General features: G+C 65.2%; 12 protein-coding genes. All 12 read left to right on the top strand.

Features of this window, described 5'->3' with window-relative positions; genetic code table 11:
- Positions 1-1,938: periplasmic nitrate reductase subunit alpha (napA, locus tag C4S73_RS23590; protein WP_103875046.1), on the top strand; the 1,938-nt coding region annotated here is incomplete at its 5' end.
- Positions 1,911-2,411 (top strand): nitrate reductase cytochrome c-type subunit, encoded by a 501-nt coding sequence (locus tag C4S73_RS23585; RefSeq protein ID WP_103875027.1) that lies wholly within the window; start codon positions 1,911-1,913, stop codon positions 2,409-2,411. The genes napA and C4S73_RS23585, both read left to right, overlap by 28 nt.
- 12 nt (positions 2,412-2,423) lie before the next feature.
- Positions 2,424-3,137, top strand: a complete 714-nt coding sequence (locus C4S73_RS23580) for a cytochrome c3 family protein (protein WP_103875045.1) — start codon at positions 2,424-2,426, stop codon at positions 3,135-3,137.
- Positions 3,138-3,304: 167 nt separating this feature from the next.
- The gene (locus tag C4S73_RS23575) at positions 3,305-3,853 is read left to right on the top strand and encodes a hypothetical protein (RefSeq protein WP_200828081.1); all 549 of its coding nucleotides are present in this window, start codon (positions 3,305-3,307) and stop codon (positions 3,851-3,853) included.
- A 4-nt stretch (positions 3,854-3,857) separates the two neighbouring features.
- Positions 3,858-5,507 (top strand): cytochrome-c oxidase, cbb3-type subunit I, encoded by a 1,650-nt coding sequence (gene ccoN, locus C4S73_RS23570; protein WP_103875026.1) that lies wholly within the window; start codon positions 3,858-3,860, stop codon positions 5,505-5,507.
- Between the two features lie 5 nt (positions 5,508-5,512).
- Entirely contained in the window at positions 5,513-6,244 is a 732-nt protein-coding gene (gene ccoO / locus C4S73_RS23565; RefSeq protein WP_103875044.1) for a cytochrome-c oxidase, cbb3-type subunit II, read from the top strand.
- Between the two features lie 4 nt (positions 6,245-6,248).
- Complete coding sequence (locus C4S73_RS23560; RefSeq protein ID WP_103875025.1) at positions 6,249-6,419, top strand: cbb3-type cytochrome c oxidase subunit 3; 171 nt, start codon at positions 6,249-6,251, stop codon at positions 6,417-6,419.
- A gap of 3 nt (positions 6,420-6,422) precedes the next feature.
- Complete coding sequence (gene ccoP / locus C4S73_RS23555) at positions 6,423-7,301, top strand: cytochrome-c oxidase, cbb3-type subunit III (RefSeq protein WP_103875024.1); 879 nt, start codon at positions 6,423-6,425, stop codon at positions 7,299-7,301.
- Positions 7,298-7,507, top strand: coding sequence for a hypothetical protein (locus tag C4S73_RS23550; RefSeq protein WP_103875023.1), 210 nt, complete (start codon positions 7,298-7,300; stop codon positions 7,505-7,507). The genes ccoP and C4S73_RS23550 overlap by 4 nt, the downstream gene beginning before the upstream one ends.
- Positions 7,508-7,520: 13 nt before the next feature.
- Entirely contained in the window at positions 7,521-8,306 is a 786-nt protein-coding gene (locus C4S73_RS23545; protein ID WP_103875022.1) for a DUF2189 domain-containing protein, read from the top strand.
- Complete coding sequence (locus C4S73_RS23540) at positions 8,303-10,570, top strand: cation-translocating P-type ATPase (RefSeq protein ID WP_103875021.1); 2,268 nt, start codon at positions 8,303-8,305, stop codon at positions 10,568-10,570. The genes C4S73_RS23545 and C4S73_RS23540 overlap by 4 nt, the downstream gene beginning before the upstream one ends.
- On the top strand, positions 10,567-10,794 hold the full coding sequence (gene ccoS, locus C4S73_RS23535) for a cbb3-type cytochrome oxidase assembly protein CcoS (protein WP_103875020.1): 228 nt from the start codon (positions 10,567-10,569) through the stop codon (positions 10,792-10,794). The genes C4S73_RS23540 and ccoS overlap by 4 nt, the downstream gene beginning before the upstream one ends.
- Positions 10,795-11,184: the final 390 nt, after the last annotated feature.

Genomic DNA, 11,184 nt, shown 5'->3' with positions numbered 1-11,184 from the left:
TACGCCTTCATGCGCACCTTCGGCATGGACGAGCCGATGGGCTGCTATGACGATTTCGAGCATGCCGACGCCTTCGTGCTCTGGGGCTCGAACATGGCGGAGATGCACCCTATCCTGTGGACCCGGTTGACCGACCGTCGGCTCGGCCATCCGCATGTGAAGGTCGCGGTGCTCTCGACCTTCACCCATCGCAGCTCGGACCTCGCCGATATCCCGATCATCTTCAAGCCGGGCACGGACCTGGCGGTCCTGAACTACATCGCCAACCACATCATCTCGACCGGGCGGGTGAACAAGGATTTCGTCGACAAGCATACCACCTTCCTGAAGGGCGCCACGGATATCGGCTATGGCCTCCGTCCGGACGATCCGCGCGAGATGAAAGCGCGCAAGGCCGCCGACGTCACCGCCACGACTCCGATCGACTTCGAAGCCTTCGCCGCCTTTGTGAAAGACTACACGCTGGAGAAGGTCTCCGCCCTGACCGGGGTCGAGCCGGGCTTCCTGCAGCAGCTTGCCGAACTCTATGCCGATCCCAAGCGCAAGGTTATGTCGCTCTGGACGATGGGCTTCAACCAGCATGTGCGTGGCGTCTGGGCGAACCAGATGGTCTATAACCTGCACCTGCTGACGGGTAAGATCTCTGAGCCCGGCAACAGCCCGTTCTCGCTGACCGGCCAGCCCTCAGCCTGCGGCACGGCGCGCGAGGTCGGCACCTTCGCCCATCGCCTCCCGGCCGACATGGTGGTGACCAACCCCGAACACCGCAAGCATGCCGAGGAAATCTGGCGAATTCCGCATGGCATCATCCCGGAGAAGCCGGGCTACCACGCCGTCGAGCAGGACCGCATGCTCAAGGACGGCAAGCTGAATTTCTACTGGATCCAGGTCAACAACAACCTCCAGGCCGCGCCCAACAACAGCAACGAGACCTATCCGGGCTATCGCAACCCGGAGAACTTCATCGTCGTCTCGGATGCCTACCCGACCGTGACGGCAATGGCCGCCGACCTGATCCTGCCCGCCGCAATGTGGGTCGAGAAGGAGGGCGCCTATGGCAATGCCGAGCGGCGCACCCATGTCTGGCACCAGCTCGTCGACGCGCCCGGCCAGGCCCGCTCCGACCTCTGGCAGCTCATGGAATTCTCGAAGCGCTTCACGACCGACGAGGTCTGGCCGGCCGAGATTCTCGAGGCCAATCCGAACTATCGCGGCAAGACCTTGTTTGACGTGCTTTACCGCAACGGCAACGTCGACAAATTTCCGCTTTCCGAGATTGAAGCTGGTTACGAGAACCAGGAATCAAAGCAATACGGCTTCTATGTCCATAAGGGGCTGTTCGAGGAATATGCCACTTTCGGCAGGGGCCATGGCCACGATCTCGGACCTTACGACCTCTACCACGAGGTGCGCGGCCTGCGCTGGCCGGTTGTCGACGGAAAGGAGACGCTCTGGCGCTACCGCGAGGGCCTGGATCCGTACGTCAAGGCTGGCAAAGGCGTCGAGTTCTACGGCAACAAGGACGGCAAGGCCCGCATCATAGCTGTGCCCTACGAGCCCCCGGCGGAATCGCCCGATGGCGAGTACGATCTGTGGCTTGTCACCGGGCGCGTCTTGGAACACTGGCACTCCGGTTCGATGACCATGCGCGTGCCGGAGCTCTACAAAGCCTTCCCCGGTGCGCGCTGCTTCATGCACCCCGAGGACGCGCGCAACCGCGGGCTCAACCAAGGCGCGGAAATCCGGATCATCTCGCGGCGCGGCGAGATGCGCACCCGCGTCGAAACGCGAGGCCGCAACCGCATGCCGTCAGGCGTGATCTTCGTTCCGTGGTTCGACGCCAGCCAGCTCATCAACAAGACCACTCTCGACGCCACCGATCCCATCTCCAAGCAGACGGATTTCAAGAAATGCGCGGTCAAGATCCTGGCGGTCTGAGCCTGATGCGCTCCTGGACCCTTCTCGGAACTGCCCTGGCAGCCTTCGTCGTCCTCACCGTCGGCGCGCTCTCGCAGGACGGAGCGCCGATCAGGATCGTACCGCGCGTGACCGGCAACGCGCAGCCCATGGAGCTCGAACGGGTGCCCGCGCTCGGCCGCCCGATCGTCGATGACGTCAGGCGGATGCGCAACTATCCCGAGCAGCCGCCTGTGATCCCGCATTCGATCGACGGCTACCAACTCACGCTCAACACCAACCGCTGCATGGATTGCCACAGGCGTGAGTTTACCGAGGGCTCGGGCGCACCGATGATCAGCATCACCCATTTCCAGGACCGAGATGGCCAGGTGCTCTCGGACGTGACGCCGCGCCGCTATTTCTGCACCGCATGCCACGTCCAGCAGACCGACGTGCCGCCCGTGGTGCCGAACCTGTTCCGGGATGCCCATGACGTCGGTCGCAAGCGGTAGCGGGGCGGCATGATGGCCAGGCTCAAGTCCCTCATCCTGTGGTGCTGGGGCGTTGTCGTACGCTTCTGGCGCATCATCAGCCGGCCGAGCGCCTACCTGCCGCTCGGCTTCCTGACGCTCGGCGGCTTCGTCTGCGGCGTGCTGTTCTGGGGCGGGTTCAACACGGCCCTCGAGGTGACCAACACCGAGAAGTTCTGCATCTCCTGTCACGAGATGCGCGACAACGTCTATCAGGAGCTGACCCAGACGGTGCATTTCTCGAACCGCTCGGGCGTGCGCGCGTCATGCCCGGACTGTCACGTGCCGCACAATTGGACCGACAAGATCGCCCGCAAGATGCAGGCCTCCAAAGAGGTCTGGGGCAAGATATTCGGCACGATCTCGACGCGCGAGAAGTTCCTCGGCATGCGGCTCGAACTCGCCAAGCACGAATGGGCGCGGCTGAAGGCGAACGACTCGCTCGAATGCCGCAACTGCCATTCCTCGGTCGCGATGGACTTCACCAAGCAGACGCGCCGCGCAGCCGATATCCACAGCCGCTTCCTGATCCCGAAGGACAAGACCTGCATCGACTGCCACAAGGGCATCGCCCATCTGCTGCCCGACATGACCGGGATCGAGCCCGGCTGGAAGGAGCCGCCGGATCTGCAGGGCAAGGGCAGCGCTTCCTGGCACGGGCCGGAGCGAGCCTTACGGTCCTATCTTGCCAGCATCGAGGCGCGCTGACCGGGGATGACAAGAAGGTGCTCCGCTTAGCCTAGCTCGGCTTGATCAACCGGGCTCTGATCCAAATCAATGTTTGAAGGCGCCTCCGGCTCGATACTCTCATCATGAGTCACCCACATGAGAGCACAGGGCCGAGCCGTTGTGGCTGCTTCCAGAACGACGATTCCGTGCTTCAGCCAGGCATTGAAGCCGCACGCGGCGTTCAGAGGCTTTTCCTGCCATTCGTGGCGACCCTCTGGCTCGGCCTGCTGCTCGGCGTTTCCTTTCTGGCGACGCCGGTCAAGTTCGAGGCCGCTTCGCTCGCCCTGCCTGTGGCGCTTGAGGTCGGGCGCGTCACCTTCGCGCTACTCGCCAAGGTGGAGTGGCTGTTCAGCGCGGCTATCGTAGTCGCCGTCCTGCTATCGCCGCCGCCGCGACTGCTGCGCTGGTCCTGTTCTGGAGCGTTGATGCTGTTCCTGCTCGTCCAGGCTCTCTGGCTGCTGCCAGCGCTGGATGCGCGCGTCGCCGACATTCTCGCCGGTGGAGCGGTGGCGCCCACGAACCACCACCTTTTTTACGTCGGAGCGGAACTTTCCAAGGCGCTGGCGCTGCTGGCATTGTCGGCGGAGGCGCTGTGGAGCCTCTCTGGGGGAAACGCTGACCGCGACCGACATGCGCCTGCATCTGTCGCCGCACTCTCGTCCGATTCGGCAGCGTTCCGCATCCAGGGGAATTGACCAGATGGTATCAGCGCTCACGCTCTCGGAACGCCAGCTCGCAATCGCGGTCTCGTCGTTGCTGGCTCTCTGCGGCTTTGCCATGGCGCTCGCCGGGCGCGACGACCTGCTCGGCGTTCACGGCGTCATCGTCCTACTCTTCGGGGTTGGCGGCATCTTCCTCGTTCTGTCGAAGTATTTCGAGCCGGAGCCGTCGGATGAGCGTCTGACCCGCTATTACGACGACCCGACCAAGGTTGGCATCGTGCTCTCCCTTGCTTGGGCGGTCGTCGGCATGTTCTTCGGCGTCTGGGTCTCGGCGCTGCTGGCCTGGCCGGACCTGACCTTCGACGCGGGCTGGGCGAGCTTCGGCCGCCTTCGGCCAGTCCACACTTCGGGCGTGATCTTCGGCTTCGGCGGCAACGCGCTGATCGCAACCTCCCTCCACGTCTTGCAGCGCACCTCGCGGGCGCGCCTGCCCGACCAGTTCAGCCCGTGGTTCGTGCTGATCGGCTACAATCTGTTCTGCGTGATCGCCGCCAGCGGCTATCTGATGGGGCTGACCCAGTCCAAGGAATATGCCGAGCCGGAATGGTACGCCGACCTATGGCTGGTCGTCGTCTGGGTTACTTATTTCCTGATCTACATTCGCACACTCCAGCGGCGCAAGGAGCCGCACATCTACGTCGCCAATTGGTACTACATGGCCTTCATTCTGGTCGTGGCGGTGCTGCACATCGTCAACAACCTCGCCCTGCCGATCTCGCTCGGCAGCGCCAAGAGCTACACGGTCTATTCCGGTGTCCAAGATGCGATGGTGCAGTGGTGGTACGGTCACAACGCCGTTGCCTTCTTCCTGACGGCCGGCTTCCTCGGGATGATGTACTATTACCTGCCCAAGCGGGCGGGACGGCCGATCTTCTCCTACAGGCTGTCGATCATCAGCTTCTGGGGCATCACCTTCATGTACATGTGGGCGGGCTCGCACCACCTGCATTATACGGCCCTGCCGCAATGGGTGCAGACGCTCGGCATGACCTTCTCGGTGGTGCTGCTGGTCCCGTCCTGGGCGTCGGCCGGCAACGCGCTCGCGACCCTCAACGGCGCCTGGCACAAGGTCCGCGACGACGCGACGCTGCGCTTCATGATGGTCGCCGCCGTCTTCTACGGTCTGTCGACCTTCGAGGGTTCGTTCATGGCGATCCGCGCCGTCAACTCGCTGTCGCATTATACCGACTGGACGGTCGGCCATGTCCACGCCGGGGCGCTCGGCTGGGTGGCGATGATCACCTTCGGCTCGATCTACGCGCTCGTGCCGTGGATGTGGAAGGTCAAGCAGATCTATTCGCCCAAGCTGGTTGAGGTCCACTTCTGGCTCGCGCTGTCGGGAACCGTCATCTACGTCTTCGCAATGTGGAACTCGGGCATCATTCAGGGCCTGATGTGGCGCACCTATAACGACAGCGGCACCCTCGCCTATTCGTTCATCGACAGCCTCGTCGCGATGCATCCCTACTACATCGCCCGCACCGTCGGCGGGCTGTTCTTCCTGATCGGCGCGATCGTCGCCTCCTACAATGTCTGGATGACGATCCGGATGGCGCGTTGGCAGGCTCCGGTGCACGCCGCCGAGGCAGACATGCCGGCCGGCGCAGCCCTGCAGCCGGGAGAGTGAACGCCATGCCGAATTTCCACCGCAAGCTTGAACGCAGCGCCATCGGCTTCGTGCTCGCCATCATCGGCGTCTCCGCAATCGGCGGCTTCGTCGAAATCGCCCCACTGTTCACCATCCAGGAGACGGTCGAGAAGGCGCCGGACATGCGTGTCTATACGCCACTGGAGACGGCTGGTCGCAACATCTACATCCGAGAGGGCTGCTACGCCTGCCACAGCCAGATGATTCGCACTCTGCGCGACGAGGTCGAGCGCTACGGGCCTTATTCGCTGGCGGTCGAATCCCAATACGACAAGCCAATGCTATGGGGCTCCAAGCGCACAGGCCCGGACTTGGCAAGGCTGGGCGGCAAGTATTCCGACGCTTGGCATGTCGCGCACCTGGTCAATCCACGCGCCGTGGTCCCGCAATCGGTCATGCCGAAATATGGCTGGCTCATGCGCAACGAGCTCAGCACGGCCGATCTTAGCCTGCACCTCGCGGCTCAACGCAGGCTCGGCGTGCCCTATACTGAGGCTCAGGTCGCCAATGCCAGTGCCGACGCCTATGGCCAGGCCAGTCCCGACAGCTCGTATGCCGGTGGCGTCGGCGAGCGCTATGGCGCGGAGACGAATGTCCGCGCCTTCGACGGTGAGCCCGGGCGCCTGACGGAGATGGACGCGCTGGTCGCCTATCTGCAGGTGCTCGGCCGGCTGACTGACGCGGCCCATCGCCAGACCGCGGCCAAGGGGAAATGAGCTGATGGGCTTCGATCACCAGACATTTGTCGCCTTCGCCAAAAGCTGGGGGCTGTTCTACCTGATCGCCCTCGCGATCGGCGTGCTGATCTACGCATTCTGGCCTTCGAATCGAAAGCGCTTCGACCGCGCCAAGAAGAGCATTCTCGACAAGGACGACAGGCCGGGGGATTGAGCGATGGACCATGCTGAACGCGATCCCGTCACCGGGCGGATGACGACCGGCCATGAATGGAACGGAATCAAGGAACTCGACACGCCGGTCCCGCGCGTGGTCCTGTTCTTCCTCGCGGCGGCGACGCTGTTCGCGATTGGCTACTGGCTGTTGATGCCGGCTTGGCCGCTGGGCTGGACTTACACCAAGGGGCTGCTGGGCATCGACCAGCGTCAGGTTGTGACCCAGCAGGTGCAGGAGGCGGCGGCGGAGCGCGCGAGCTGGACGAGCCGGGTCGAGGAGGCCTCCTTCGCCGAGATCGCCGCCGATCCGGCGTTGATGCGTCATGTCCGTGACACGGGCCACACCCTCTTCGCCGATAACTGCGCCGTCTGCCACGGTACGAACGGCAAGGGCGGGCCGGGCTATCCCAATCTCACCTCTGGCGCCTGGCTCTGGGGCGGCGATCCCGAAACCATCGCCGAGACGATCCGCGTCGGCATCAATTCGACGAGCAAGGATACGCGCACCGCGCAGATGTTGGCCTTCGGGCGGGACGGCGTGCTCGACCGCGCCCAGGTGCTCGCGGTTACCGCCTATGCCCGCTCACTCTCGGGGCAGACGCTGTCGGAAACCGAGAAGGCACGCCTGCCGGCCGGCAAGGAGGTTTTCGCTGGGAATTGCGTTGCCTGCCACGGAACGGAGGGCAAGGGCATGCGCGATCTCGGCGCACCCGACCTGACCGACACCGTTTGGACCTATGGCGGCGACGCGCAGTCCGTCTACGCCAGCGTCCATTCGGGACGTCAGGGGCACATGCCACATTGGGAGGGCCGGTTGTCCGCGGCCGAGATTAAGCTGCTCGCACTCTATGTCGGCACGCTCAAGGAGGGTCCGCGATGAGCGCCCCGGCCGATCGCGCGCCCCGCAGCAGCCACAAGGGGAAGGGGCGGCTGCTCGCCTGGCTGCTGGCGGCCGGCGTCACGGCGCTGCTCCTCCTCGCCAATGCGCATCTGGTCTATGTCGCCGTCGGGTCGCAGCCCGATTGCGTGCCGCATGAGAAAGCAGCGGGTTCCGGCATGTTCCGGGCCGCCCGCTCGGCCTGCTGAAGGGAGTGACGGCATGGGCACCACCGAGTCCGGAGGGGACATCCCGCTCCCCCTCTACCTGCAGCGCCGCCGCAACCTGCCGGCCCGCGCCGCGCTTGACTGGCTGGCGCGCGGCTGGCGAGACCTGTGGACGAGCCCGGCGCCGAGCTTGGTCTACGGTTTCGCCGTCTTTGCGGTCTCGCTGCTCATCGTCTGGGGCCTGTTCCGACTGGAGCTCGACTACATCCTGTTTCCGGCCCTGGCCGGCTTCCTTGTCGTCGGCCCGCTAATCGCGATCGGCCTCTATCAGAAGAGCCGCGCCCTCGAAGCCGGCAGTCCCGCAAGCCTTGCCAACATGATCTTCGTGCGCGCGGCCTCCGGCGCCCAGGTTTGGTTCACGGGCGCGCTGTTGTGCCTGCTGATGCTGATCTGGATGCGGGCCGCGGTGATCATCTACGCGCTGTTCTTCGGCCTGCGGCCGTTTCCGGGGTTCGGAGACGTCGTCACCATGCTTCTGACGACGCCGGTCGGATGGGGCATGCTGCTGGTCGGCACGGTGGCCGGCGGCATCTTCGCCGCCTTTTCCTTCGCCATCAGCACCTTCGCCATCCCGATGCTGCTCGACGAGCGGGTCGATGCCTTCACCGCTATGGGAACCAGCATCTCGCTGGTCTGGAACAACCTGCCCGTGATGCTGGCCTGGGGTGCGATCGTGCTGGCTCTGATCCTCGCGAGCATGGCGACGGGGCTGATTGGCCTGATCGTCGTCTTCCCACTGCTGGGACACGCCACCTGGCACAGCTACCGGGCCATCAGATGAGCTGCTGCGCCACGCCGCTGCCGGCCGACGCCGAGACGGTCGCAGCAGCTTCGCGCGAGGAGATGCTGCTCGCGAGCCGGGATCTCGGCAACGGCCTCCGTCAGACCGATCTGGCGGCGCCTGGCGTCCATTGCGCCGCTTGCATCCACACCATCGAAAGCGGGCTGGCGAGACTTGCCGGCGTTGCCCATGTGCGAGTCAACCTCTCGACCCGGCGGGTGGCGGTAAAGTGGCGCGGCGAGGCGCCGCCCGACCTGCTGGTCGCCATGGCTCGCCTCGGCTATCCGGCCCATCTCTTCGAGACCGACGCCGATGTCCGGGATCCGGAATTCTCGCGGCTGATCAGGGCCCTCGCGGTCGCCGGCTTCTGTTCGATGAACATCATGATCCTCTCGGTCTCCGTCTGGTCGGGCGCCGAGCCGGAGACACGGGCCGCCTTCCACTGGATCTCGGCGGCGCTGGCGTTGCCCTGCCTGCTCTATGCAGGTCGTGTCTTCTTCGCCTCGGCCTGGTCGGCGTTGCGGCGTGGCCGAACCAACATGGACGTGCCGATTTCGATCGGCATCACCCTCGCCTTCGGCCTCAGCCTCTACGACACGGTCCATGACGGGCCGCACGCCTATTTCGAAGCCGCGACCTCCCTGATCTTCTTCCTGCTGATTGGGCGGACGCTGGAACACGTCATGCGCGAGAGGGCGCGCGCCGCCGTGCGCGGTCTCATGCGCCTGGCGCCGCGCGGCGCCACGGTGCTGCGCGCCGACGGCAGCCGCGACTATCTTCCGGTGAACGAGATCGAACCCGGCATGCGCATCGCGCTCACTGCCGGCGAGCGCGTCCCGGTCGACGGCGTGGTCGAGGATGGGGTTTCCGACCTCGATTGTGCCATCGTCACCGGTGAGAGCGCACCGAGCTCTGCCGAGCCGGGGGCGGCAGTACGGGCCGGAACACTCAACCTCTCGGGACCACTCACGATCACGGCTTCGGCTAAGGCGGCGGATTCCTTCCTCGCCGAGATGGTGCGCCTAATGGAGGCGGCGGAAGGCGGGCGCGCCCGCTATCGCCGGATCGCCGACCGGGCCGCTGCGCTCTACTCACCGGTCGTCCACGCCACAGCCCTCCTCACCTTTCTCGGCTGGATGGCGGCGAGCGGCGACTGGCACCGCTCCATCACCATCGCGATCGCCGTGCTGATCATCACCTGCCCCTGCGCGCTCGGGCTCGCCGTGCCGATCGTGCAAGTGGTGGCGTCGCGCCGGCTGTTCGAGAGCGGCATCATGGTCAAGGACGGCTCCGCGATCGAGCGGATGGCCGAGATCGATGCCGTCGCCTTCGACAAGACCGGCACTCTGACCCTCGGCCGGCCGCGCCTCGTCAACGGCGCGACGATCGCTCCGGGAGATTTGGAGATCGCTGCTGAGATCGCTCGCCTCTCCAGCCACCCGCTCTCGCGCACCATCGCAACGGCAGCGGAACCGGCCGGCGGGTTGGCGCTGTCGGAGGTCCGAGAGCATCCCGGCCTCGGCATTGAGGCCCGGCTGAATGGGAGGCTCTACCGCCTCGGACGGGCCGAATGGGCGCTCGCCGGCGGCCCTACCGGACGAAACGAGGACGGCGGCACCGTGCTCGGCTGCGACGGCAACCTCCTCGCCCGCTTCGCCTTCGAGGAAACGCTGCGTCCGCAAGCGCGAACAACCATCGCTGCCCTACGCGGCGACGGGCTGGAGATCACGCTACTCTCCGGCGACACGCCCGCAGCAGTGCATGCCACGGCCGCGGGGCTTGGCATCAAGGCCGTCTCCGCCAGCCTGATGCCGGCGCAGAAGGTCGAGCGGCTCGCCGCCATGGCCTCGCGAGGGCGCAAGGTGCTGATGGTGGGCGACGGCCTCAACGACGCCCCGGCGCTGGCGGCGGCGCATGTCTCGATGGCGCCAGCCTCGGCGGCCGATATCGGCCGGAACGCGGCGGATTTCGTGTTCTTGCGTGATGGTCTCGATGCGGTGCCGAGGGCGCTGACCGTGGCGCGCCGAGCCGGTCGCCTGGTGCGGCAGAACTTCGCCCTGGCTGTTCTCTACAACGCAATCGCCCTGCCAATCGCCGTCGCAGGGCACGTCACGCCACTGATCGCCGCGTTGGCGATGTCGCTTTCCTCGATCCTCGTGGTCGCGAATGCGCTGCGTCTTGACGCGAGACCGACCGGACGTCGTTCGCCGCCGCGCTCGCAACGGGCGCAAGACCTAGCGTTGGCCTGGAAGCAGGGCGAATGAGCAGCCTTGTCTTCCTCGTCCCTCTCGCGCTCCTGCTGGGCGGCGCCGCCTTACTCGCGTTCCTGTGGTCCCTGCGCGGCGGGCAGTACGAGGATCTCGACGGCGCAGCGGAACGAATTCTGCTCGATCACGAGGATGACGGGATTGCGGCGCACGATCGAGAAGCTGGTGCCCTGCCCGGCCAATCCGAACCGCACAACAGCAATGCGAAAGGCAGACGATGACGACCGATTTGCTCCATTCTCATACGTGGAATCAATGAGGTCGACGCCGTCCCTTGCGCGCTTGAATCATCCAGCTCTAACTCAGCGATGTTGCGGGAGAGCATCGGGTTCCGCGTCGATGCCTCGCCGGCACCTTACCGTGCCGCGCGACGACTACCGCATCGGCAAACTTCACTTGGTCCGGGTCCCGGGTTCGGGAGAAGGCCACGGCCCCGAGATGCTTCATCGCGAGCCGTGCGGGCCGGTTCTTCGCGATCACGGCCGAAGGAGCTCTGGGCGCCGAGGGATTCTCATGCGGAAAACTCAATCCTCAATCGGTCCAGCCTCTGGGGGTCAAATCAGCCGGGTTTGGCCGAGCCGGGGCGCACTGGAATCGGAATCATTGTCGGT

The organism is Allobosea lathyri (assembly GCF_900108245.1).
Lineage (GTDB): Bacteria > Pseudomonadota > Alphaproteobacteria > Rhizobiales > Beijerinckiaceae > Allobosea > Allobosea lathyri.
Note: the sequence above shows the minus strand (reverse complement) of the source record. Positions and strands in the feature narration are given on the sequence as shown.

What these genes read in the sequence shown, in the direction of transcription:
- C4S73_RS23585 (WP_103875027.1), top strand. Translation starts at nt 1,911, where the DNA reads ATGCGCGGTCAAGATCCTGGCGGTCTGAGCCTGATGCGCTCCTGGACC.
- C4S73_RS23580 (WP_103875045.1), top strand. Translation starts at nt 2,424, where the DNA reads ATGGCCAGGCTCAAGTCCCTCATCCTGTGGTGCTGGGGCGTTGTCGTA.
- ccoN (WP_103875026.1), top strand. Translation starts at nt 3,858, where the DNA reads ATGGTATCAGCGCTCACGCTCTCGGAACGCCAGCTCGCAATCGCGGTC.
- ccoO (WP_103875044.1), top strand. Translation starts at nt 5,513, where the DNA reads ATGCCGAATTTCCACCGCAAGCTTGAACGCAGCGCCATCGGCTTCGTG.
- C4S73_RS23560 (WP_103875025.1), top strand. Translation starts at nt 6,249, where the DNA reads ATGGGCTTCGATCACCAGACATTTGTCGCCTTCGCCAAAAGCTGGGGG.
- ccoP (WP_103875024.1), top strand. Translation starts at nt 6,423, where the DNA reads ATGGACCATGCTGAACGCGATCCCGTCACCGGGCGGATGACGACCGGC.
- C4S73_RS23550 (WP_103875023.1), top strand. Translation starts at nt 7,298, where the DNA reads ATGAGCGCCCCGGCCGATCGCGCGCCCCGCAGCAGCCACAAGGGGAAG.
- C4S73_RS23545 (WP_103875022.1), top strand. Translation starts at nt 7,521, where the DNA reads ATGGGCACCACCGAGTCCGGAGGGGACATCCCGCTCCCCCTCTACCTG.
- C4S73_RS23540 (WP_103875021.1), top strand. Translation starts at nt 8,303, where the DNA reads ATGAGCTGCTGCGCCACGCCGCTGCCGGCCGACGCCGAGACGGTCGCA.
- ccoS (WP_103875020.1), top strand. Translation starts at nt 10,567, where the DNA reads ATGAGCAGCCTTGTCTTCCTCGTCCCTCTCGCGCTCCTGCTGGGCGGC.